Annotated in this window: 23 protein-coding genes; 20 read left to right on the top strand and 3 right to left on the bottom strand. The window is 68.6% G+C overall.

Features of this window, described 5'->3' with window-relative positions:
• The first annotated feature begins 14 nt into the window (after window positions 1–14).
• The 15 genes from OG520_RS22225 to OG520_RS22155 all read left to right on the top strand — a co-directional run bounded on the left by OG520_RS22225 (window position 15) and on the right by OG520_RS22155 (window position 13,961).
• On the top strand, window positions 15–401 hold the full coding sequence (locus OG520_RS22225; RefSeq protein WP_406014328.1) for a hypothetical protein: 387 nt from the start codon (window positions 15–17) through the stop codon (window positions 399–401).
• A 17-nt stretch (window positions 402–418) separates the two neighbouring features.
• Window positions 419–715 carry a hypothetical protein gene (locus OG520_RS22220; protein ID WP_406014327.1) on the top strand — a complete coding sequence of 99 codons (297 nt, stop codon included), beginning with the start codon at window positions 419–421 and terminating at the stop codon, window positions 713–715.
• Window positions 712–1,062: a minor capsid protein gene (locus tag OG520_RS22215; protein ID WP_406014326.1), complete on the top strand. Its 351-nt coding sequence runs from the start codon at window positions 712–714 to the stop codon at window positions 1,060–1,062. The genes OG520_RS22220 and OG520_RS22215 overlap by 4 nt, the downstream gene beginning before the upstream one ends.
• Window positions 1,059–1,493, top strand: coding sequence for a minor capsid protein (locus OG520_RS22210; RefSeq protein ID WP_406014325.1), 435 nt, complete (start codon window positions 1,059–1,061; stop codon window positions 1,491–1,493). The genes OG520_RS22215 and OG520_RS22210 overlap by 4 nt, the downstream gene beginning before the upstream one ends.
• A gap of 10 nt (window positions 1,494–1,503) precedes the next feature.
• Entirely contained in the window at window positions 1,504–1,992 is a 489-nt protein-coding gene (locus OG520_RS22205) for a phage tail tube protein (protein ID WP_406014324.1), read from the top strand.
• Window positions 1,989–2,504, top strand: a complete 516-nt coding sequence (locus OG520_RS22200; RefSeq protein WP_406014323.1) for a hypothetical protein — start codon at window positions 1,989–1,991, stop codon at window positions 2,502–2,504. The genes OG520_RS22205 and OG520_RS22200 overlap by 4 nt, the downstream gene beginning before the upstream one ends.
• 199 nt (window positions 2,505–2,703) lie before the next feature.
• Window positions 2,704–5,769 carry a phage tail tape measure protein gene (locus OG520_RS22195; protein ID WP_406014322.1) on the top strand — a complete coding sequence of 1,022 codons (3,066 nt, stop codon included), beginning with the start codon at window positions 2,704–2,706 and terminating at the stop codon, window positions 5,767–5,769.
• Window positions 5,770–5,772: 3 nt separating this feature from the next.
• The gene (locus tag OG520_RS22190) at window positions 5,773–8,532 is read left to right on the top strand and encodes a hypothetical protein (protein WP_406014321.1); all 2,760 of its coding nucleotides are present in this window, start codon (window positions 5,773–5,775) and stop codon (window positions 8,530–8,532) included.
• Window position 8,533: 1 nt separating this feature from the next.
• Complete coding sequence (locus OG520_RS22185) at window positions 8,534–9,760, top strand: poly-gamma-glutamate hydrolase family protein (protein WP_406014320.1); 1,227 nt, start codon at window positions 8,534–8,536, stop codon at window positions 9,758–9,760.
• 10 nt (window positions 9,761–9,770) lie between these two features.
• Window positions 9,771–10,175: a hypothetical protein gene (locus OG520_RS22180; RefSeq protein WP_406014319.1), complete on the top strand. Its 405-nt coding sequence runs from the start codon at window positions 9,771–9,773 to the stop codon at window positions 10,173–10,175.
• Between the two features lie 64 nt (window positions 10,176–10,239).
• On the top strand, window positions 10,240–11,067 hold the full coding sequence (locus tag OG520_RS22175) for a CHAP domain-containing protein (RefSeq protein ID WP_406014318.1): 828 nt from the start codon (window positions 10,240–10,242) through the stop codon (window positions 11,065–11,067).
• 5 nt (window positions 11,068–11,072) lie between these two features.
• Window positions 11,073–11,300, top strand: a complete 228-nt coding sequence (locus OG520_RS22170) for a hypothetical protein (RefSeq protein ID WP_406014317.1) — start codon at window positions 11,073–11,075, stop codon at window positions 11,298–11,300.
• Window positions 11,297–11,548 (top strand): hypothetical protein, encoded by a 252-nt coding sequence (locus OG520_RS22165; RefSeq protein ID WP_406014316.1) that lies wholly within the window; start codon window positions 11,297–11,299, stop codon window positions 11,546–11,548. The genes OG520_RS22170 and OG520_RS22165 overlap by 4 nt, the downstream gene beginning before the upstream one ends.
• Window positions 11,549–11,713: 165 nt before the next feature.
• On the top strand, window positions 11,714–12,898 hold the full coding sequence (locus OG520_RS22160) for a helix-turn-helix domain-containing protein (RefSeq protein ID WP_406014315.1): 1,185 nt from the start codon (window positions 11,714–11,716) through the stop codon (window positions 12,896–12,898).
• Window positions 12,899–13,505: 607 nt separating this feature from the next.
• Window positions 13,506–13,961 (top strand): hypothetical protein, encoded by a 456-nt coding sequence (locus OG520_RS22155; protein WP_406014314.1) that lies wholly within the window; start codon window positions 13,506–13,508, stop codon window positions 13,959–13,961.
• A gap of 241 nt (window positions 13,962–14,202) precedes the next feature.
• Here OG520_RS22155 and OG520_RS22150 read toward each other — a convergent pair whose 3' ends face one another.
• On the bottom strand, window positions 14,203–14,436 hold the full coding sequence (locus OG520_RS22150; RefSeq protein ID WP_406014313.1) for a helix-turn-helix domain-containing protein: 234 nt from the start codon (window positions 14,434–14,436) through the stop codon (window positions 14,203–14,205).
• Between the two features lie 277 nt (window positions 14,437–14,713).
• On the opposite strand from OG520_RS22150, the gene acs reads away from it, so the two are divergent.
• The 5 genes from acs (at window position 14,714) to OG520_RS22125 (ending at window position 20,361) form a co-directional block, all read left to right on the top strand.
• Complete coding sequence (gene acs / locus OG520_RS22145; RefSeq protein WP_406014312.1) at window positions 14,714–16,678, top strand: acetate--CoA ligase; 1,965 nt, start codon at window positions 14,714–14,716, stop codon at window positions 16,676–16,678.
• A 243-nt stretch (window positions 16,679–16,921) separates the two neighbouring features.
• Entirely contained in the window at window positions 16,922–18,331 is a 1,410-nt protein-coding gene (nhaA, locus tag OG520_RS22140) for a Na+/H+ antiporter NhaA (protein ID WP_406014311.1), read from the top strand.
• 47 nt (window positions 18,332–18,378) lie between these two features.
• Window positions 18,379–18,912, top strand: a complete 534-nt coding sequence (locus OG520_RS22135; RefSeq protein ID WP_399329368.1) for a phage holin family protein — start codon at window positions 18,379–18,381, stop codon at window positions 18,910–18,912.
• A complete protein-coding gene (locus OG520_RS22130; RefSeq protein WP_406014310.1) occupies window positions 18,909–20,051 on the top strand; it encodes an alpha/beta fold hydrolase in 1,143 nt (380 codons plus the stop codon). Before OG520_RS22135 ends, OG520_RS22130 begins: the two co-directional genes overlap by 4 nt.
• A gap of 106 nt (window positions 20,052–20,157) precedes the next feature.
• On the top strand, window positions 20,158–20,361 hold the full coding sequence (locus tag OG520_RS22125; protein ID WP_266417479.1) for a hypothetical protein: 204 nt from the start codon (window positions 20,158–20,160) through the stop codon (window positions 20,359–20,361).
• Between the two features lie 107 nt (window positions 20,362–20,468).
• Here the strand turns inward: OG520_RS22125 and OG520_RS22120 are convergent, their stop codons facing one another.
• A complete protein-coding gene (locus OG520_RS22120; protein ID WP_406014309.1) occupies window positions 20,469–21,674 on the bottom strand; it encodes a MarP family serine protease in 1,206 nt (401 codons plus the stop codon).
• A gap of 88 nt (window positions 21,675–21,762) precedes the next feature.
• A complete protein-coding gene (locus OG520_RS22115) occupies window positions 21,763–22,560 on the bottom strand; it encodes an NUDIX hydrolase (RefSeq protein WP_399329365.1) in 798 nt (265 codons plus the stop codon).
• Window positions 22,561–22,627: the final 67 nt, after the last annotated feature.

The raw sequence follows: 22,627 nt of genomic DNA, 5'->3' as shown, positions 1-22,627 counted from the left end.
CGAAGGGGTGACCGATGCCCCGTGTGTACGCCACTCCCGAGCAGCTGGCGGAGTACACGGGGCAACCCGCCCCGGCGGACGCCGCCCGGCTGCTGACCCGCGCGTCTGAGGATGTGGACGACGCCCTACTCACCGCGGTCTACGACACCGACGCCGACGGCATGCCGACCGAACCCGCGATCGTGGCCGCGCTCGCCAACGCCACGTGCGCGCAGGTCGAGTACGTGACCGCACAGGGCGGAGACGACACCGGAGCGGCCGGCCAATGGGACTCCGTGAGCATCGGCCCCGTGAGCATGTCTGGCCGCAAGGGCGGGCCCGTCGGTGTGGCGGTCGACGTCGGACCGCGCGCACAACGAACTCTGGCCCGCGCCGGATTGCTGCCGGGGGTGATCTGGTGAGGGCCCCATCGTGGCTGATGCCGCACCGCATTACCGTCCAGCGGTACCGGGGAGACGGACCAGTCGGGCCGGTCTACTGGCCGCCGGACGCCCCCATGGCCGCGCTTGTCTCCGAGACCGTACGGACCGTGCGGGACCGGACCGGCGCCGAGGTCACATCCACCGCACAGATCATCGCCGAGCCAGGGCTCGACTGCCCGCCACAGTCCCGGATCACGCTGCCGTCCGGCCGCATCACAACCGCGCTGCACATCGCCCCACACACCGCGCCGGGCCTACCTGTGCCGCAGTCGACGGAGGTGTTCTGCGAATGACGCAACGTGCACGACTGACGTGGAACGGCGAGCAGGTGATCCGAGGAACCCGCGAGGGTGCAGCCCGCGGGCTCCGGCTCGGCGCCGAACACGTTCTTCAGGCCAGCCGCGAGCGGGTACCGATCGAAGAGGGCACCCTCGAACGATCCAGCACGGCGACGGTCGACGAGCAGCAGCTCACGGCCGCAGTCGCCTATGACACCCCGTACGCCGTCCGTCAGCACGAGGAGATGGACTACCGGCACGACGCAGGGCGGACCGCGAAGTACCTGGAACAGCCGATGTCGGCCGAGGCCGCGGCGGTCGGCCGGATCATCGCGGCGCAGCTGCGGCGGTCACTCCGGTGAGCTACACAGCCGACGTCGCCGAGGGTCTGGCCGAACTGCTCGACGAGCAGGGTCTCGGTACGTATGGGCCCCCGGATGAGCCGTACCCCACCGAGGGCACGGCGATTGTCCTCGGCGTGATGCCCGCGGCGCCGGATCGGGTCATCTGCCTGACGCCGTACTCGGTCGAGGACACGGGCGGCACGGACGCGGTCACGGCCGTGCAGGTGCGGATGCGTGCTGGCCGCGACCCCCGCGAGGTCTACGGCCTGGCCGACGCCGTGTGCGACCTCTTGCATGGCCGTGAGGGATTCCACCTGCGGACCGTCCAAGTGGCCCTGATGTGGCGCCAGTCCGAGGCGCAGCTCGGCTTGGACAGCAACGGCCGCATGGAGCTGACGGCCAACTACTACGCCCGGACCACCAGGCCGGGCACCAACGCTTACGAGTAGGAGCACCACCATGAGTACCCCTGTCGAACCCGCAGTGACCGCGCTTGCGCGCAGGTGGCGGCTTGAGGTCAACGTCGGTACGACCTCTACCCCGGACTGGAAGCTGTGCCCGGGAGTCACGGAATTTCAGCCGGCCGCCGAACCCAACATCGAGGACAGCAGCGACTACGACAGCGACGGTTGGGCCGGGAACACCAAGACCGGCCAGAGCTGGGAACTGTCGGTCACGATCAACCGCAAGATCGTCGACACGGCCAAGACCTACAACGCGGTACACGAGGCGCTGCGCCTCGCCAGCTTCGCGTACGGGTCGGCGTCGCTGGTGCACGTCCGCTACATGGACCGCAACGGTCTGCCGGAGGCGTACGAGGGGCACGCCCTGGTGACGTGGGCACCGTCCGGCGGTGAGTACACCGCACTGGATCAGGTTGAGGTCACCTTCACCGGGGACGGCGCGCTCCTGCCGATCACCAACCCGCTCGCCTCGGAGGGGTCGTGACGACCGACTTTCAGGCGCTCGCCGACTTCCTCGATGACTACCTCGAACTGCCCGTGGTGGGCCGGGACGGGGAGACGCGGACGTACCGGATCGAGGACCCGTCGGCCGAGGACGGCATCCGAATCGAGCGCATCACGACCATGGCCGCGCGCCTCGCCGCCGGTGGCAGCGCCGACATGGCGCCCGCGCTCGACGACGAGCAGGAACTCGATCTGTACCGCATGTGCCTCGGCGACACGTACGAGGAGCTGCGCGCGGATCTTTCGTGGGGTCGCTTCCGGCATGTGGCACTCACGGCCATGATGTGGATCACCGCCGACCGTGAGACCGCCGCCGCGTACTGGGCGACCGGGGACGCCCCGGGAAAAGCTCAGAATCGGGCGGGCCGTCGGCAGGCGTCGCGCGCCTCCTCGGCGTCGGGTGCGGCGAGTACGACCCCGAAACGGGGCTCTACGAGTGGTACGAGGGCGGGCTCGCCGCGCAGCCGCAAGGCCGCGGCGCCCCGTCCCTGACCTGGGATGCGCTGCTGGGCCAATGGGCCCTGATCGAGTGCGACTTGCACCAGGTCTACGGCATCGACGCGTCCAGCGGAATCCTGCGCGACCGGTCGTGGCGATGGCTCCGCGTCCGCATCTTCGGCCTCCTCTCCACTGAGTGCCGCATCAACCGCCACTTCACACCGCCCGACCACGGGCAGAAGGGGGGCCGGTGATGGCGCTCACCGTTGGCGAGTTGACCGGCTACATCACCATCGACGACGGTCAGGTCAGGCCCGCGCTGCGCCGCACGGAGGGGGATCTACGCGCGGCCGGGCAGCGGATGACCGGGGATGCGGACCGGTCCGGGCAGGCTGCTGGGCAGGCGCTTGGCGAAGGGTTCGTTCGGGCGTCCGACGGCTCGATTCGCGACGCCCGGGGCCGGTTCGTCCAGGCCGGCCGAACCGTGGGCGGCGCGGCCGGTGATGCCCTCGGCGACGGTCTGCGCCAGGGCGCTGATGATGGCGCCGACGATGCGGCGCAGGCCGCCGAGGGCGGTTTCTCAAAGATCAAGCTGGCCGCTGCTGCGGCTGGTGTCGCGGCCGGCGCGGTCCTGATGGCAGGCATCGGGCAGGCGCTCGACCAGTCCCGCATCACGGGCAAGCTCGCCGCCCAGCTCGGCACCACCCCCGCGGTGGCGCAGCAATACGGGAAGATCGCCGGTCAGATGTATGCGGCCGGGGTGACCGAGGATTTCCAGGGCGCCGCGGACTCGATCTCTGCGACCATGCGCGCCGGTCTCCTCCCGACCGGTGCGACGAACTCGCAGATCAAGAGCATCGCTACGAACGTGAGCGACCTCGCCACCACCTTCGAACTGGATTTGGGGCAGACCGCAAACGCTATCGGGCAGATCATGAAAACTGGCCTTGCCCCGAATGCCAAGATGGCGCTTGACGTCATCACCAAGGGCCTACAGGGAATGGGGCCGCGCGCCGACGACATCGCCGATACCTTCAATGAATATTCGGTGATCTTTCAGCGTCTCGGACTGAATGCGCAGAGTGCTACCGGCCTTATGTCGCAGGGCCTCAAGGCTGGCGCGCGTGATACCGATGTTGTCGCTGATGCTCTCAAGGAATTCACGATTGAGGGTGTCGCCGGTAGCGACAAGATTGTGTCTGGATTCAAGAACATTGGGTTGAATTCCAGTCAGATGGTCCAGATGATTTCCGCAGGTGGCCCGAAGGCTACACAGGCTCTGCAAATGACGCTCGACAAGTTGCGCGCCATGGAGGATCCCGTTAAGCGGGATGCCGCCGCTACCGAGCTTTTCGGCACGAAGTCGGAGGATGTACAGAAAGCCCTTCTTGCTCTCGACCCGTCAAAGGCAGTTGGCGCACTCGGGAATTTCTCCGGCGCCGCCGATAAGGCCGGTAATTCACTGCGGGACAACGCAGGAACTCGCGTTGAGGCATTCAAACGGAGCCTTGAACAGGGCGTCGTAAATGTCCTCGGATCGCAGGTCATTCCGGCGCTGATGCGCTTCGGTACGTGGGCGCAGCAGAACTCCGGCACGCTTCAGATACTGGCCGGCGTGATCGGTGGTGCGCTGCTGCCGGTTCTAGTGCTCATGGGGGTTACTGCGACGGTCTCGGCCGCTCAGACCGTGGCTGCATGGGTGACGTCGGGTGCGTCTGCGCTCGCATCGGCTGGCACGCAGGTTGCCGCAGGTGCGCGCGTGGTGGGCACGTGGCTGCTCATGGGCGTACAGGCGATGATCCAGGGTGCGCGTATGGCCGCAGCGTGGGTGATTGCCATGGGTCCGATCGGGTGGGTGATCGCCGCAATCGTCGGTCTTGCCGCGCTGATCTACGCCAATTGGGATCGGATCAAATCCGCCACGAGTGCCGCGTGGGACTGGATTTGGGGGAAAATTAAGGGCATCGGCAAGAGTATCGTGACCACGATTCTCAATTTCGTGTTCGGTGCACTGAGGGCTTGGGACAAGCTGAAGATTCAGATTGCCCTGAAAATTGTTCAGCTCGTCACTTACGTGCGCGGTCTTCCCGGTCGGATTAAGGGTGCTATCGGCAACCTTGGGTCGCTCCTTCTCGAAAAGGGGAGGAACGTCGTCCAGGGCCTTTGGAATGGCATCAAGGGCATGGGCGGCTGGATTAAGGGCAAGCTGATCAGCTGGGCCAAGTCCATGATCCCTGGCCCGATTGCAAAGGCGCTCGGCATCCACTCGCCGTCGAAGGTGACCACAGCTCAGGGCCGGTGGATCGCGCGCGGTCTGATTGACGGTCTGACTGGATCGAGCAAGCAGGTCAAGGCGGCATCGACCAAGCTCGCGGACATGGTGACCGATGGTCTTCGGCCGGGCAAGAAGCGGTCGAAGGCTCTCGGAAAGATCAGCAGCGGTAGTAAGAAGCTGATCACGCTTGCCACCCGGGAAGCGAAGATCGCAGGTCAGCTGAAAGCAGCTCAGAAGAAGGTCGCCGACCAGATCAAGGACCGCGACAAGCTCGCCGCAGACGTACGAAAAGGCGTTCTTGACGCGGGGAACATCACGTCCGGGGGCGGGATCTCTTCGGCCGAATCGATCCTCAACAACCTGACGTCCAGGGTCGCGCAAGCCCAGCAATTTGCGCGGCAGCTTGCCACGCTCCGAAAGAAGGGTGTGCGGTCCGACCTGATTGCGCAGATCGCACAGGCCGGGGTCGAGCAGGGCGCCGGATCCGCTGCTGCTCTGGCGAACGCCTCGGCGTCGCAGGTGCGGCAGATCAACAGCCAGCAGGCTGCTTTGGTCAAGGCGGCCGACGGTGCCGGTAAGACCGCCGGTGACGCCATGTACGGGTCCGGGATCCAGGCTGCGCGGGGGCTCGTGAAGGGTCTCCAGTCGCAGCAGAAGGCGATCGAACGGCAGATGCTGACGATCGCCAAGGGGATGCAGAAGGCGATCCGGCAGGCGCTCGGCATCCACTCGCCGTCGCGGGTCATGGCCGCTGTCGGCCGGTACATCCCGCAGGGCCTCGTACGGGGCATTGACGGGGGCCGCGGCGCGGTCGATGCGTCGATGGCGGCACTGGTCGATCCGTCCGCCGTGCCGGTCCCTGCGGGGTCGGCTGCTGGCGGCGCGGTCGGTACGGGTGCGGGTGGTCCGGCCCGGACCGTAATTGAAATCCGGTCGTCCGGGTCGCGCCGTGATGACGCGCTCCTCGAAGAGCTGCGGCACGCAATCCGCGTCCGTGGCAGTGACGTGCAACTCGTACTTGCGGGCAAGAGAGTCAGGAGGTAAGCGGTGGCGTTTCCCGAGGATCCGCTCGGTCTGCGGGCCGAGCTGCTGCTCGCCGGGGCATGGACGGACATCACGCCTGACCTGTACACCCGGGAGCCGGTTCAGATCACACACGGCACGGCGAGCGAGGGGGCGCAGCCGGATCCTGCGTCTTGCTCGCTTCTCCTCAACAACCGCACGGGCCGGTACTCCCCGCGCAACCCCAGCAGCCCGTATTTCGGGCTGCTGGGGCGGAACACGCCGTGCCGGGTGTCGATCTCAGGGGCCGAGGCGTACCTCGATCTGGACGGCACCTCGGACGCGTACGCCCGGACCCCGGACGCTGCGCCGCTGGACATCACCGGAGACATTGACATCCGAGTGGAGGCTACGACCGATTGGAATGCGGCCGGCAGTCACGCACTGATCGGCAAGTGGATCAGTGCGACGAATCAGCGGTCGTATCTGCTGCGGCTTACTGATGGTCTGCTGATTCTGAACTGGTCGCCGGACGGGGCATCGACGTACTTCGCGCAGCAGCCTCTACCGGCGCTGCCGCCGCGTGCTGCACTCCGGGCGACACTGGACGTGAACAACGGCCAGGGAGGCTTTACCGCCACACTGTGGTGGGCGCCGACGATGGACGGACCGTGGGAGCTGATCGGCGCGCCGATGCCGGTCAGTCCGGCCACGACCATCTACGCCGGTACGGCCCCGCTCGACCTCGCCCCATCGACCGCTGCCGGCGTCGAGCCGATCGCGGGACGGATCCACCGAGCGGAAGTGCGGGCGGGCATCGGCGGCACGGTCGTTGCCGCGCCCGACTTCCGGGCCCTGGCCGACGGCGCTACCGGCATGACCGACAGCGCAGGGTGCGTGTGGACGCTCGGCGCGGCGGCTGAGGTGACGCACCGGCAGGGGATATTTCACGGCGAGGTGTCCGAGTGGCCGCCGCGCTGGTCTGCGAGCGAGCAGGACGCATGGGTGCCCGTGCAGGCCGCGGGCATCCTGCGCCGCCTCGGCCAGGGACGCCGGCCGCTGCAATCTACGCTGCGCCGCCGGATCCCGTCCGCGCCGGGGCTGCTGGCGTACTGGCCGATGGAGGACGGCGAGGGAGCCACCCAGCTCTACTCACCGATCGATGGTGTGCAGCCGATGAAGGTCTCAGGGCTCGACCTGGCGGCCGACGACAGCTTGCCCGGATCGGCTGCGCTGCCGACCCTTGGCGACGTAGCCACATTGTCCGCGCGGGTGCCTGCTGCCCCGGGCCCGGGGTGGCATGTGGAGATGGTCTACCGCCTGCCGACGATGCCGGGACTTCAGACAGAGATTCTGCGCGTGGCGGTGACAGGGTCACAGGCCCGTACCGTGCACGTCTTCGCGAGCACTTCAGGCATCCGGCTTGAAGCGCGGGACAGCAACGGCGACATGCTCGCGTTCATCGTGTTCACCGAGGCCGCTTCACTCACCGACTTCGTGGGTGTCTGGAACCGGCTGGCAATCTTCGTCTCGGACAACGGGGCGGCCGGCACTCGGCTGGTCTGTGCCTGGCGCGACATCGCCGACGGCAAGTGGTGGTACGCCACGACCAGCTACGCCGGGGCAATGGGCTCCGTCACCGCAGTGACAGGGTCCTGGACGTCGGGTGGCACACAGGGCATGACCATCGGGCACCTGTCCGTTGCCGCCGTGCCTGGCACCGGCACCACCCCCGGGACCACGATCTACAACGGCGCCGACCGCGCATTTGCCCGTGAAACCGCGGTTCAGCGGCTGGTGCGTCTCGCAGGCGAGGAACCTCAGCTGATGCTGAGCACTCGCGACGGCGACGCCACCGCAACGTCTGAGCAGATGGGGCCGCAGGGTCAGGCCGAGCTGATGACGCTCGTGTCCGAGGTCGTCGAGACCGATGGCGGGATTCTGTACGAGCAGATGGACCGGCTGGGGCTGGTGTACCGGGACCGCGCCACCCTGTACAACCAGCGGCCGGCCCTCACTCTGGACTACGCGGCCGGGCAGGTCGCGCCGCCGCTGGAACCAGTCGACGACGACGCCGAGCTGCGCAACGACGTCACCGTGACCCGGCAGGGCGGATCGTCCGGCCGGGCCGTGATCGAGTCAGGCCCGCTGTCGGTGCTCCCGCCGGAACAGGGCGGGGTAGGGGTGTACGAGGAGGCCGTAACGCTGTCGCTCGGCAACGACGATCAGCCGTACCGGATAGCGGGATGGCGTGCGCACCTGGGCACGTGGGACGAGGCCCGGTATCCGACCGTGCGAATTCGGCTGCACCGACACCCGGACCTGATTCCGGCAGCGCTCGGGCTCAGGCCGGGTGATCTCCTGCGGATCACCAACCCGCCGCACTTCACCGGGCCGGGCCCGCTCGATCTCCTGGTGCGCCAGATCCAGCATCAGCCGCTTCCGCGTACGTGGGAGGTCACCTTGTCGTGCACTCCTGCCGGTCCGTACCGGATCGGGGTAATGGATGATCCAGTGCTCAGCCGGGCGGACACGGACGGATCGGCGGTGTCGGGGGATTTCAGCGCCTCGGACACCTTGATTCGGGTGGCGACGCCGGCCGGGCCGGTATGGACGCAGGACCGTGCCGAGCTGCCGTTCGACATCCGGGCCGGGGGTGAGGTCATGACCGTGACCGACATTGTGGGCATTCGCGGCGACCGTTTCGACCGGTCCGTGACCAACGGGTGGGGCACGGCCACATCGGGCCAGACGTGGACGACGACCGGCGGCGCGGCCTCGGACTACTCGGTACAGGGGGGATGACGTGGCAGACAAGTACGGGAGCTACGCCGAGCTGGCCGCCGCTGAAAAGGAAGGCGTGGCGTACAGCCGGACCGCGGTCGCTCCGGCCGGGGCGACGTGGGCCGCCATCGCTATCCACGGGGGCGGAATCGAAGGCGGCTCCGGCGAGATGGCCCGCGAGATATCGCGCGGCGGGGTGGCCATGGCCTACTACGAGTTCGCTGGCCTCAAGAAGGCCAACAACGTGGACTTGCACATCACGTCGACCCATTTCGACGAGCCGATGGGGCAAGCCCTGGTGGCCAACGTCCGGCGGTGCCTGTCCTTCCACGGATACGTGGGGACTGACGGTGTGCCGGAGACCGCGATCGGCGGTCTCGATACCGAACTGGTCGCGCGGGTCACCGCAGCACTGACCCGCGCCGGGTTCGCCGTGAACACCGCGCCGAGTGAGATCGCGGGGACCGACCCGCTCAACATCTGCAACCGCACCCGCAGCGGTGGCGGTGTGCAGCTGGAAATGTCCCGCGCGCTCCGGAACTCGTTCTTCCCGAACGGGGAGAACACGAAGTCAGTCCGCGACTCCGGGGCCCGTACCGCCGTGTTCTACCGGTACGCATCGACGATCCGGGCCGCGCTGATGGGCCGCGGTCTGATGACCATGGGTGCCGTGAATTCGTCGCGGTGGGCGCTGATGCCGGGGCCGTCCCGGAACGTGGACCTGTCCGCCACGGTGGCCACCGACGTACTCGCGGCCGGAGGCGGGCAGTTCGTCGCCCTGGCGGCCCGCGCGCTCGACACGAACAACGCCTACTTGGCGCGGCTGGAGTTCTCGGCGGCACAGGCCGTGATCCTCACTCTGCGGAAGCGGGTCGCGGGCACGGAATCCCTGCTGGTGCAGAACACCACCGGCCTCACCCATGCGGCCGGGGCCCGCTTCGGGCTCCGACTCCAGGTGACGGGCACAACGCTCCGGGCCCGTGCCTGGCAGGCTGCCGCACCGGAGCCGACCACGTGGCAGGTGGAAACGAGCGACACCGATCTGACGGATACCGGGCAGGTCGGGATGCGCGCCATCCTGTCGACTACCTACACAGGGACGCTCCCCGTGACGGTCTCGTGGGGCAACTTCAACGCGTCGTCGACTGTGCAGTATTTCGCCGTCACCCGGGCCGTAAACGGCATCAGCAAGCCGCAGACAGCCGGGACGGATGTCCGGCTGGCCCAGCCCACCATCGTCGCCCTGTGAGGACCCACCCATGACTCTGTGGCAACCCGGCATGCGGATCACCGCAGCCAGACTCAACGATTTCACCCCGGTTCCGCTCGCTTCGACCGCGACCCCGGCCGCCGCTTTCACTCTGACGTCCTTCACCGCGCGCAAAACCGGCGGGGTGGTGGAGTGGTCGATCATCCTTGTCCGCAACGGAGGCGCGATTACCGCCGACGCCAAGGGCAACATCGGCGACACGGACTGTGCGACCCTCCCGAGCGACTGCCGGCCGGGCGCCATCTACTTTGCTCCGTTCGACACAGCAGGCATCGCATCGGGCGCTGTCCGCGTCGCCACCAACGGGTTGTGCACGCTGACATCACTCGACCCGACGGCATCGATCGCCAGCGGCGCGACTGTGAACTTCTCCGGCGCGTTCGCGGCCGGATAGCCCTCTTCCCTCTTCTCGCCCCGAGCCGTGACGGCCGGGGCCTTTTTCATGTCTGGAGACACCCATGGCAACACCGCTCACCGACAAGGTGATTGCGACCGCGCGGGCCGAGATTGGCTACCGCGAGGGCAAGACCAACGGCCACTGGAACAACAAGACGAAGTACGGCCCGGCCGTGCCGGGCCTGGAGTGGGCAGACTGGCAAGCGTGGTGCGGGACTTTCGTGTCGTGGGTGGCCATGACCGCCGGGGCCGCCGAACTGTTCCCGCGTACTGCGTCGTGCGCGGCCGGGGTGAAGTGGTTCAGGGACCGAAAGCGATTCAGCGAGTATCCGGCGGTCGGGGCGCAGGTGTTCTACGGGACGGGGGGAAGCAGCCACACGGGCATCGTCGTCAGCTACACCGCAGACACGATTACGACCGTCGAGGGCAACACGAACGCGAACGGCTCGGCCGAGGGTGACGGGGTGTACCTGAAAACGCGAAAGCGCCGGGATGCGTACGTGTACGGGTACGGGTACCCGGACTACCCGGAAGGCATCCAGTCTGCCGATCCGGCGTGGGCGGGCAAGGCACCGAAGCCGACCGCGCCGAGCAAGCCCTCGAAGCCGACCACGCCGAAGCCGTACGCGCCGCCCGCGTTCCCGGCCGGTCTCGCCCCGGGCCGCAAGTCGCCCTCGGCGCGCGGGCTTCAGCGGGCGCTCAAGGCCGCGGGGTTCATGTCCGCCGCCATCGCCGAGGCGGACACGTACGGGCCCGCCACACAGGCCGCGGTCGCCCGCTTCCACCAGGCGCACCCCGCCTACCGCGCCGCCGGACAGCACTACGACCCCGCCATCGGCCCCAAGGGATGGGCCGCGCTCCACACCATCGCCTACGGCCGGAAGAAGTGACCGCCATGAAGCCGAGCACCAAGCGCAGCATCCGTACCGCGATTCAGGCCGCGGTCGGCGTGGCCGCCGCGCTCCCCGCGATTGTGGCCGCGTCCGGCATCCCTGAGTCGCTGCCGTGGGTCGCGGGTGCGCTCGCCATCGCGGCCGGCGCCTCCCGGGTCATGGCGCTGCCGGTCGTCGAGCAGCTGCTCGCCCGACTCGGCATCGGCCTCGCCGAGGACGGACGCCCGTGACCATCCCCACCCCATCTGACCCGGCCGCGGTCGCAGTCGAGTTGGAGAAACTGCGCGGCACGATGGAGACGGGTTTCGCCACAGTCAACGGCAGCCTCGCCCTGGTCGCGCAGCGCACCGACCAGACCGACCGCGTACTAGACGACCACGAGAAACGTCTCGACGCCCTCGAACGGAACCGGTGGCCGCTGCCATCCCTGGCCGCGTTGGTCGGTGTGGCTGGCCTCGCCGTATCCCTGTGGCGGTAGCCGCCATGCAGCGCAACGCCCCCTTCCGCACCGTGCGGGAGGGGGCGGTTTCGTACGTCCGGGGTACACGAAGGCCCCATCGTCGCGGGGAAGATGGGGCCTTCGAAAGCACTCGCCGTCGGCGTGGCGGGTACCGTTCTGGTGTCGAGTCAGAACGGAGCCAGTATGCACGCTCTTCCGCATGACCACACCGGCGCACGCATCAAGCGGCTGCGCCTTGAGAGACACCTCACCCAACGGGCCCTGTCGGACCTGTCCACCGTTCCTTACAGCACCCTCGCCAAGGTCGAGCAAGGCGTGACCGCAGCGTCCCCTCACATCATCGCGAGCGTGGCCCGCGCTCTGCGAGTAGAGGTCGCCACCGTGACCGGTCAGCCGTACGTGACCGAGCTCCGTGCGGATGAGCTGGACATACTGATCCAGCCGATCCGGGAGGCGCTCGATCTTTTCGACCTCGGGCCGGACCCGAACGTCTCACCCCGCCCGCACGCCTTGATTGCCGCAGATGCTGACGAACATCTCGTCGCAGTTCGAGCTGGAGAGATTAAGCGAGTCGCGGGGGAGCTTCCCGGCCTGATCGAGGAGGCGACCACCGCAGCGCATGCGGCCAGCGCCCGAGGATCGTGGCAGACCTTGGCATCTACGTACCGGACCGCCTACGACGTGTCCTCGAAGCTCGGATACGGCGATCTGGCGTCGATCGCGCTGGCCCGCATGGACTGGGCGGCACAACGGGCGTCTGACGCGGTGGTTGGCGCGATGAGCCGCTACATGCGTGGCCTCACGTACCTGCGGGCGGGGCAGTACCGCACTGGGGATCGACTCGTAAGGGTGGGGCTGGCCGACCTTGAGCAGGCCGAGTGCGGCCAGGAACGGGATGTGCTTACCGGGCAGCTGCATCTTGGCGCGGCGGTTATGGCCGGGCGTGCGCAGGACCGGGCGCGAGCGGAAGGGCACTTGGCGGAAGCTGGGCGAATCGCCGGCCTGACCGGAGAGGCCGCACACGTGCACTGGCTGACGTTCGGCCCGACCAACGTGGATGTGCACCGGGTCAGCGTGCTCGCCGAGCTTGACGAGTACGGGGCCGCCGCACAGGCCGGGAAAGGCGTGCGCATCCCGCGCGAATGGCCGGCCTCCCGGCGCTCCCACCACTACGCGGAGCTTGCACGCGCGCAGATGTGGACGGGTGCGCTCGACGACGCGTTCGCGAATCTGCTCCGGGCCCGCAAGTCCGCACCGCAGCAGGCGCGGTATCACCAGACTGTCCGCGAGACGTACGCCGGGCTGGAGGCTGCCAAACGGCAACTGCCTGACAGCTTTCTCTCCTATGGCTCCTGGCTGGGCGCCTAACCCTCGGTAAACCATTGGCCCCGACTATCCGAAACTGCGGATAGTCGGGGCCTTTCCGCGGCCTCACCATGTCTCCACCGGTCATTCGACATGGAGCCGACCATGCCCCCAGCAGCCGCGTTACCTCTGCCTGATCCAGCGACCCTGTACGGCGCTCAGCAGCGCGGCGCACTGTGCGTCTGGTGCGCGGTCGCGCTGGCCAACGGAACAGCGCACGACCTCGGGCCGCGCCCGGTGGACGCCCACGGCACGTCGGCCCTCTGGTTCCCCCGATGCTGCCCCACCTGCTGGAAAGGCCACCAGTGATCACCCTGACGAAGCCCGTCCAATCGCCCGGCGACGAGGCGTATCGCATCCTCCTCGGCCACACCTACGGGTGCGCCGCTTGCCGTCGCGCCCCTTGCCCGGCCGCAGTCCGCCTTACCCGCGCATGGCGGGACGCACGCTGATGCCCTGTCCGCCCGTCCCCTACGTCGTTATGTGGGACTCCGAGCACGGCGAGCCCGAGCGGGACCTCACAGTGGACATGAAGCACGCTCCACGCCTGACATACAAGGGTGTTCCCCGGCCGTCCGACCGTGACGGGTCGGGCGTCCTGTGGGCGCGCGTGTCCAGCTCCCCGGGCGTCGGCCGGCCGCAGTACGACTCCATGCACCCGAGCCGGCAGTACGAAACCATGTTCGGCCTGCGCTGCCAGGTATGCGGCGGGCCCGCAAGCAAGTCCCGGGCCGGCTGGCTGTTCCTGGACTGGCGCAAGCCCGGTGACCCGGACAGTTGGCCCGAGGGCTCGCGCACCATTCAGCCGCCGCTCTGCGAGCTGCACGCACGCCAGGCCGTGGCCCAGTGCCCGCACCTAGGCCGGGGCGACCACGTCGCGCTGCGCGTCCGGTTGCCGCGGCTGTGGGGTGCCGCCGGAGCGCTGTACACCCTGACTGCTCAGGGGTGGAGCGTCCATCCCGGCGATGTCTGGCTGCACAAGCGTGACGACCGGCGGCGCGGTCTGCTCGCCTCCAAGCTCGTCCGCGAGCTGGTCGGTGTCACCGTAGTGGACCTCGGCCCCTGATCTCCCGTCCGCGGCTGCATCACGCCGGCCAGCCGCGGGCGGGTCCGGCCCGCCCGTACCCGAGGCCGGCGGCGGCCGGGGTCCGGGCGGGTTTCATTCCACCACTGCACAAGGGCTCAATATGATCGCCATCCTTGCAATCTTCTTCTGCCCCTGCGGCGGGACCACTCGGCATGAGGAGGGCAAGCAGGTCTGCCAGAAGTGCGGCGCTGAGTACCCCTCATATTGAGGCGAGGCTGAGCTATTCCCGGACGAGATCGGCGACACCGACACCGAGGGCTTGCGCGAGGCGCCACACAGTGTCAAGGCGGGGTGATGCGTGCCCGTTCTCAATGTGGCTGATCGCTTGTTTTTCAAGTCCAGCCGATTCGGCAAGTGCCTGCTGCGTCAGGTTCGCGGCGAGTCTCCGATTGCGGATCTGCTCGCCAACGTGGCGCCGATAGGCGAGACGGTCGTTGAGCGAATCGGGGCGCACAGTCCTGATGGTCGGCCGATCATGATCATTTGTCGTTACGGTTCTCCGTATATTGATGGATCTTGATCGGCGTGATTCACTGCCGTACCTGGCGTCGGGGTTGCGAGCCGTAGACGTCGGGCCGACAGCCCCTGAACCTTCGTTCAGGGGCTGTCGTGCTTTCAGGTGGCGGCCGAGCAGTGCGAGGATCGGGCAGGAAGGGGGTTGACCGACTACCCCGACCGCCAGAGAATTGCCCACTAGCTAATGGTCTACACCACTTGGGACGGTGCCCTGCATGGCCAGCAAAGAGAGTTCTTCCCTCTCCAATCTGCTTCGTGAGGAGCGGCGGTTCGCACCGCCTGCCGATCTGGCCGCGAACGCCAACGTCAAGGCGGAGGCGTACGAGCAGGCCGAGGCGGACCGGCTGGGCTTCTGGGCCGAGCAGGCCCGTCGCCTGACCTGGGCCACGGAGCCGACCGAGACGCTCGACTGGAGCAACCCGCCCTTCGCGAAGTGGTTCGCGGACGGCAAGCTCAACGTCGCGTACAACTGCGTGGACCGCCACGTCGAGGCCGGCAACGGCGACCGGGTCGCCATCCACTTCGAGGGCGAGCCCGGCGACAGCCGCGCCATCACCTACGCACAGCTCAAGGACGAGGTCTCCCGAGCCGCCAACGCGCTCATCGAGCTCGGTGTCGGCAAGGGCGACCGGGTCGCCGTCTATCTGCCGATGATCCCCGAGGCCGCCATCGCGATGCTGGCCTGCGCCCGCATCGGCGCCGCGCACTCGGTGGTCTTCGGCGGCTTCTCCGCCGACGCCATCGCGGCCCGCATCCAGGACGCGGACGCCAAGGTCGTCATCACCGCCGACGGCGGCTACCGCCGCGGCAAGCCGTCCGCGCTCAAGCCCGCCGTGGACGACGCCGTCTCCCGTATCGACAGCGTCGAGCACGTCCTCGTGGTGCAGCGCACCGGCCAGGACACCGCGTGGACCGAGGGCCGCGACGTCTGGTGGCACGAGATCACCGGCCGGCAGTCCGCCGAGCACACCCCCGAGGCCTTCGAGGCGGAGCAGCCGCTCTTCATCCTCTACACCTCGGGCACGACGGGTAAGCCGAAGGGCATCCTGCACACCTCCGGCGGCTACCTGACGCAGGCGGCGTACACCCACAACGCGGTCTTCGACCTCAAGCCGGAGACCGACGTCTTCTGGTGCACCGCCGACATCGGCTGGGTGACCGGCCACTCGTACATCGTCTACGGCCCGCTGGCCAACGGCGCGACGCAGGTCATGTACGAGGGCACGCCCGACTCCCCGCACCAGGGGCGTTTCTGGGAGATCGTGCAGAAGTACGGCGTCACGATCCTCTACACCGCGCCGACCGCGATCCGCACGTTCATGAAGTGGGGTGACGACATCCCCGCCAAGTTCGATCTGAGCAGTCTCCGGATCCTCGGTTCGGTCGGTGAGCCGATCAACCCCGAGGCGTGGATGTGGTACCGCAAGCACATCGGTGCCGACAAGTGCCCGATCGTGGACACCTGGTGGCAGACCGAGACCGGCGCGATGATGATCTCGCCGCTGCCGGGCGTGACGGAGACCAAGCCGGGCAGCGCCCAGCGCGCCCTGCCCGGTATCTCGGCCACGGTCGTCGACGACGAGGCCAATGAGGTTCCGAACGGCGGGGGCGGCTACCTCGTGCTCACCGAGCCGTGGCCGTCGATGCTCCGCACCATCTGGGGCGACGACCAGCGCTTCATCGACACCTACTGGTCACGCTTCGCGGGCAAGTACTTCGCGGGCGACGGCGCCAAGAAGGACGAGGACGGCGACATCTGGCTGCTCGGCCGGGTCGACGACGTGATGCTCGTGTCCGGGCACAACATCTCGACCACCGAGGTCGAGTCGGCGCTCGTGTCGCACTCCTCGGTCGCCGAGGCAGCCGTGGTCGGTGCCGCCGACGAGACGACCGGCCAGTCCATCGTCGCCTTCGTGATCCTGCGCGGTACGGCCGACGCCTCCGACGAGCTCGTCGCCGAGCTGCGCAACCACGTCGGTGCCACGCTCGGCCCGATCGCCAAGCCGAAGCGGATCCTTCCGGTCGCCGAGCTGCCGAAGACCCGCTCGGGCAAGATCATGCGGCGTCTGCTGCGCGACGTCGCCGAGAACCGCGAGCTGGGCGATGTCACGACGCTCACCGACTCCTCGGTCATGACCCTCATTCAGACCCAGCTGCCGTCGTCCTCCTCCGAGGACTGACCACAGTCTCCGAGGACCGATCACAGCGAGCAGCAGTACGTCCCCGTGGGGCATCCGGCAACGCGCCGGATGCCCCACGGGCATTTAAGGTGAAGATCACCGGATACAGCCCCCCGCACCCCGGGTACAGTGACAACCGCGTCAACAAAGCAATAAGAAAACTCCACAGGGGTGCCGGGAAGTCTGGTCGGCAAGTGCATCAGCCATGCCATCGCTGCCGTACCGACCCGGAGGTCTCCACTCGTGGCCGCGCCCACCCCCGCACCCCCGTCTCCGTCCCGTCGCACCTTTCTCGCGCGGCTGTCCCTCCCCGAGCGGAACTACCTCGCGGACGCCCTGCGCACCGAGACCGTCGGCGGCGTCATCCTGCTGGCCGCGGCGATAGCCGCCCTGGTGTGGGCGAACACCTTCGGATCCAGTTACGCGTCCGTCAGCGGCTTCCACTTCGGGCCGGAGTCGCTGGGCCTCAACCTCTCCGTGGCGCACTGGGCGGCGGACGGGCTGCTCGCGATCTTCTTCTTCGTCGCAGGCGTCGAGCTCAAGCGGGAACTGGTCGCGGGCGAACTGCGCGACCCCAAGGCGGCCGCCCTCCCGGTCGTCGCCGCGCTGTGCGGAATGGCGGTTCCGGCCGTCGTCTACGCCCTGGTCAACGTGGTCGGCGGAGGTTCGACGGACGGCTGGGCCGTCCCCACCGCCACCGACATCGCCTTCGCGCTCGCCGTACTCGCGGTCATCGGCACCTCGCTGCCGAACGCGCTGCGCGCCTTCCTGCTGACCCTCGCCGTCGTCGACGACCTCTTCGCGATCCTGATCATCGCGGTCTTCTTCACCGAGAAGATCGACTTCATGGCGCTGATCGGCGCCTTCGTCGGGCTGGCCGTCTTCTATCTGCTGCTGCGCAGGAACGTGCGCGGCTGGTACATCTACGTACCGCTCGCCCTGGTCATCTGGGGCCTGATGTACAACAGCGGCATCCACGCCACGATCGCCGGTGTCGCCATGGGCCTGATGCTCCGCTGCACCCGGCGGGACGGCGAGACCCACTCGCCCGGCGAACACATCGAGCACCTGATCCGCCCGCTGTCGGCCGGTGTCGCCGTGCCGCTGTTCGCCCTCTTCTCGGCCGGCGTCTCCCTCTCCGGCGGCGCGCTGGCGGACGTCTTCACCCGGCCCGAGACGCTCGGTGTCGTCCTGGGCCTCGTCGTCGGCAAGACCGTGGGCATCTTCGGCGGTACGTGGCTGGCCACCCGCTTCACCAAGGCGGAGCTGAACAAGGACCTGGCCTGGGCGGATGTCTTCGCGGTCGCCACGCTCGCCGGGATCGGCTTCACCGTCTCGCTGCTCATCGGTGAGCTGGCCTTCGCCGGCGACGAGGGCATGATCAACGAGATCAAGGCCGCCGTGCTGCTCGGATCCCTGACAGCCGCCGTTCTCGCCGGTGTACTGCTCAAATTCCGGGTACGCACATACCGGGCACTGCACGAGGCGGAGGAGCTCGACGAGGACGAGGACGGGGTGCCGGACATCTACGAACAGGACGACCCGGAGTACCACCTGCGGATGGCCGCGATCCACGAGAAGAAGGCGGCCGAGCACCGCCGCCTTGCCCAACTGGCGGGGGCAGCGCGCAGCAAGCCGGACGGTCCGGCATGATCTGACACCAGATGTGTTGAGCAGCAGAACAGGAGAGGGAGTCAGGGATGAGCGACCCCGGCAACAACGCGGGCAGCGCCGACCGCAGTCTCGGGCAGCTGGTCGCCGCGGCGACAGCCGAGATGTCCGCACTGGTGCACGACGAGATCGCCCTGGCCAAGGCCGAGGTACGGCAGGACGTCAAGCGCGGGGCGATCGGCAGTGTGGCGATGATCGTCGCGGCCGTGCTGCTTCTGTTCATGATGCCGATGCTGAGCTTCGCGGCCGCCTACGGAATCCACAACCTGGGCCTGGGCCTGGCGTGGTCGTTCCTGATCGTGGCCGGCGGGTTCTTTCTCCTGGCCGCCCTGCTGGGGCTGGTCGGCTGGCTCAAGTTCAAGAAGCTGAAGCCGCCGGAGAAGTCCATCGCTTCGGCGAAGCAGACGGCGGCCGTGCTGCAGGGCGTCAAGCCGCACCCGCGGCCCGCCGTCACGGCCGGAACGAGCCGCCCGGCCGTCTCGGGCAGCACGCTGGCGGGCAAGGCCATGGAGAAGGCTCCAGTCCAGGACAAGGCCTCCGCTGTGGCACGCTCGTCTACATGACGGTCCCCGATTCCAGCGCATTCGGCCCAGTAGGCCCGGTAGGCCCGGTAGGCCCCACAGGCCCGGAAGGTCAGGCAGCCCCTGCGGGCAGGGACGGCCGGACAGGCTCGAACGACCGGGCAGGGCGGAAAGACCGGACGGGCTCGGACGAGCCAGCCACCCCGGGCTCGACGGTCCCGGAAGTCTCGAACGCCCCGGGCGGCTCGTCCGCCCCGGTCGGCTCCGGCGGGCCCGTGCGAATCGACGGGCCGTGGACCCACCGGGACGTGGCGGCCAACGGCGCCCGCTTCCACATCGCCGAGCTCGGCGAGGGTCCGCTGGTGCTGCTGCTCCACGGCTTCCCGCAGTTCTGGTGGACCTGGCGCCACCAGCTCACCGCGCTGGCCGACGCCGGTTTCCGGGCCGTCGCGATGGACCTGCGCGGAGTCGGCGGCAGCGACCGTACGCCCCGGGGCTACGACCCCGCCAACCTGGCGCTCGACATCACCGGCGTGATCCGCTCGCTCGGCGAACCGGACGCGGCCCTGGTCGGCCATGACATGGGCGGCTACCTCGCCTGGACGGCCGCGGTGATGCGTCCGAAGCTGGTGCGCCGCCTCGTGGTCTCCTCGATGCCGCATCCGCGCCGCTGGCGTTCCTCGATGCTGTCCGACTTCACGCAGTCCCGGGCCGGCTCGTACATCTGGGGCTTCCAGCGCCCGTGGGTGCCCGAGCGTCAGCTCGTCGCCGACGACGCGGCGTTGGTCGGCCGACTGATCCACGAATGGGCAGGCCCCCGGACCCCGGACTTCCCCGACGACGCGACGGTGGACGTCTACCGGCGCGCGATGCGCATCCCGTCGACGGCGCACTGCTCGATCGAGCCGTACCGCTGGATGGTGCGTTCCCTCGCCCGCCCGGACGGAATCCAGTTCAACCGGCGGATGAAACTGCCGGTGCGGGTACCGACGCTGCATCTGCACGGTTCACTCGATCCGGCGATCCGCACGCGAAGCGCGGCGGGATCCGGCGAGTACGTCGAAGCGCCGTACCGTTGGCGACTTTTCGACGGTCTGGGGCACTTCCCCCACGAGGAGGATCCGGCCGGGTTCTCGGCCGAACTCATCAGCTGGCTCAAGGATCCCGAGCCCGATCGGTAGCCGTACGGGCACAGTTGTCCGACGAACAGCCAATTGCCCGGCGCATAGGCCAATTGGCTGACGGATGGGCGATTACCGACCATGAGGCACGGGCAGACGTCCCGGTATGGGCTGGACGCACGACTTCGGTGACACAGCACGCAACCGTCGCTCGACCGCCACGGCGGGTTTGAGCACTCATGAGGGGGGCGGCCCCCAGGGCCGGGTGCACGAGATGCATGTTCTGCATGATCCCCAGCTCGGTATCCCGCGCATTCTGCGCCGTCGGGCCCGCTGGGTCTCGGCGCGGCTGCGCCATCCACGCGGATGATCTCCGCCCCGTTCGGCCGGTGAACGCTCACCGGCCGGGCGGGACTTCACCACGACTCCCCCGGCCTCAGCGCGCCGCGCTGCGCCCGGGTACTGCCGGACCGGCGCTCAGAGCGCGCACGCCTGGCTGTCGACCTGCTGGTTGGCGGATCGGCCACGCTTGATGTCCTGGCGGATCTCGTCGGCCGTCAGCGCGTAGCCGGTGTCGGGGTCGTCGAGCGACTTCGCGAAGACGACGCCGTACACCTCGCCTCCGGGGGTCAGCAGCGGTCCGCCGGAGTTGCCCTGACGGACCGTCGCGTAGAGCGAGTACACATCGCGACGGACGGTGCCCCGGTGGTAGATGTCCGGGCCCTTGGCGCCGATACGGCCCCGGACGCGCGCGGCCCGTACGTCGTACGAGCCGTTCTCCGGGAAGCCCGCGACGATGGCGCTGTTCCCCGTCCGGGCGTCGTGGTCGGTGTCGGCGAACTTCAGCGGCTCCGCATCGAGGTCCGGTACGTCGAGCACGGCGATGTCGCGCCGCCAGTCGTACAGGACGACCTTCGCGTCGTACAGCCGGCCCTGGCCGCCGATCTGGACGGTGGGTTCGTCGACGCCGCCGACGACATGCGCGTTGGTCATCACCCGGCGGCCGGAGAAGACGAAGCCGGTGCCTTCGAGGACCTTGCCGCAGCTCGGGGCCGTGCCGACGACCTTGACGATGGACTTCTTGGCGCGGGCCGCGACGGGGCTGCCCACCAGCGCCGGGTCCGGGGCCTGGACCTCGGTGATCGGCTCGTTGGCGAACGGGCTGAAGACCTGCGGGAAGCCGTTCTGCGCGAGGACCGAGGAAAAGTCCGTGAACCAGGTGGAGGCCTGCGCGGGCATCACCCGGGAAATGCCGAGCAGGACCGAGGAGCTGCGGACCTCCTTGCCCAGCGTCGGCAGTGAGGTGCCGGCCAGCGCGGAGCCGATCAGCCAGGCGACCAGCAGCATCGCGACGACGTTGACCAGGGCACCGCCGGTGGCGTCGAGGGCGCGCGCGGGCGACCACGTGATGTACCGGCGGAGCTTGCTGCCGAGGTGGGTGGTGAATGCCTGGCCCACCGAGGCGCAGACGATCACGATGACGACGGCGACGACGGCAGCCGTCGACGAGACCTCGGAGCCGTTCGTCAGCTGGTCCCACAGGATCGGCAGCAGATAGACGGCGACGAGACCGCCGCCCAGGAACCCGATCACCGACAGGATGCCGACGACGAACCCCTGTCGGTAGCCGATGACCGCGAACCACACGGCGCCGGCCAGCAGCAGGATGTCCAGCACGTTCACCGTCTATAGCCTCGCAGATTCGTCACCGGGCCCGTTCCTTCGGCTGGGTCCGGGCGGGGCCGGACAGCGCAGCACGGGAGTCAGCCTGTCATGCGCGCCAGTCGAGCGGCACCTGCTTGGCGGTGTCCCATGGGCGCTCCCAGCCCGCGAAGTGCAGAATGCGGTCGATCACTCCGGCCGTGAAACCCCACACCAGGGCGGATTCGACCAGAAATGCCGGGCCTCGGTGGCCGCTCGGATGGACCGTGGTCGCGCGGTTGGCCGGATCCGTGAGATCCGCCACGGGAACGGTGAAGACGCGGGCCGTCTCACCCGGATCGACGACACCGACCGGACTCGGCGAGCGCCACCAGCCGAGGACCGGCGTCACCACGAAGCCGCTCACGGGGATGTAGAGCCGGGGCAGCACGCCGAAGATCTGGACGCCGCGCGGATCGAGGCCGGTCTCTTCCCGGGCCTCCCGCAGAGCGGCCCTGAGCGGCCCTGTCGTCGCCTGGTCGCCGTCCTCCGGGTCCAGGGAGCCGCCGGGGAAGGATGGCTGCCCGGCATGGGAACGCAGGCTTCCGGATCGCTCCATGAGGAGCAGCTCGGGACCGCGCTCGCCCTCGCCGAAGAGGATGAGTACGGCGGACTGCCGCCCGGCACCGCTCTCCGGCGGCAGGAAGCGGCTGAGCTGGTCGGGCTCGATCGTCCGCGCGGCGCGGGCCACGGGGTCGAGCCACGCGGGCAGGCCCTCGGCCGTGACGGTGATCGCCGCGTCCTCACCGGCGCCTGCCGCGGCGGCGGCCGCCGCGACCGCCGCGGCGGGACTGACCGCCGCCGGGTTTCCCGCAGCGGGCGCAGCGGGCGCGGCTGCCGCTTCCGTGCTCTGTTCGTGCGTCTTCATAGGCACCCCTCGTCTCACAACGCCTGTCGTCACGCATTTCGTTCCGGCCGCTCCGGAGCCGGCGCCA

This window comes from Streptomyces sp. NBC_00984 (genome assembly GCF_045162475.1).
Taxonomy (GTDB): domain Bacteria; phylum Actinomycetota; class Actinomycetes; order Streptomycetales; family Streptomycetaceae; genus Streptomyces.
This window is presented reverse-complemented; position numbering and strand designations above follow the sequence as displayed.

What these genes read in the sequence shown, in the direction of transcription:
- OG520_RS22215 (WP_406014326.1), top strand. Translation starts at nt 712, where the DNA reads ATGACGCAACGTGCACGACTGACGTGGAACGGCGAGCAGGTGATCCGA.
- OG520_RS22170 (WP_406014317.1), top strand. Translation starts at nt 11,073, where the DNA reads ATGAAGCCGAGCACCAAGCGCAGCATCCGTACCGCGATTCAGGCCGCG.
- acs (WP_406014312.1), top strand. Translation starts at nt 14,714, where the DNA reads ATGGCCAGCAAAGAGAGTTCTTCCCTCTCCAATCTGCTTCGTGAGGAG.
- OG520_RS22135 (WP_399329368.1), top strand. Translation starts at nt 18,379, where the DNA reads ATGAGCGACCCCGGCAACAACGCGGGCAGCGCCGACCGCAGTCTCGGG.
- OG520_RS22220 (WP_406014327.1), top strand. Translation starts at nt 419, where the DNA reads ATGCCGCACCGCATTACCGTCCAGCGGTACCGGGGAGACGGACCAGTC.
- OG520_RS22115 (WP_399329365.1), bottom strand. Translation starts at nt 22,560, where the DNA reads ATGAAGACGCACGAACAGAGCACGGAAGCGGCAGCCGCGCCCGCTGCG.
- OG520_RS22160 (WP_406014315.1), top strand. Translation starts at nt 11,714, where the DNA reads ATGCACGCTCTTCCGCATGACCACACCGGCGCACGCATCAAGCGGCTG.
- OG520_RS22175 (WP_406014318.1), top strand. Translation starts at nt 10,240, where the DNA reads ATGGCAACACCGCTCACCGACAAGGTGATTGCGACCGCGCGGGCCGAG.
- OG520_RS22195 (WP_406014322.1), top strand. Translation starts at nt 2,704, where the DNA reads ATGGCGCTCACCGTTGGCGAGTTGACCGGCTACATCACCATCGACGAC.
- OG520_RS22180 (WP_406014319.1), top strand. Translation starts at nt 9,771, where the DNA reads ATGACTCTGTGGCAACCCGGCATGCGGATCACCGCAGCCAGACTCAAC.
- OG520_RS22130 (WP_406014310.1), top strand. Translation starts at nt 18,909, where the DNA reads ATGACGGTCCCCGATTCCAGCGCATTCGGCCCAGTAGGCCCGGTAGGC.
- OG520_RS22225 (WP_406014328.1), top strand. Translation starts at nt 15, where the DNA reads ATGCCCCGTGTGTACGCCACTCCCGAGCAGCTGGCGGAGTACACGGGG.
- OG520_RS22205 (WP_406014324.1), top strand. Translation starts at nt 1,504, where the DNA reads ATGAGTACCCCTGTCGAACCCGCAGTGACCGCGCTTGCGCGCAGGTGG.
- OG520_RS22125 (WP_266417479.1), top strand. Translation starts at nt 20,158, where the DNA reads ATGGGCTGGACGCACGACTTCGGTGACACAGCACGCAACCGTCGCTCG.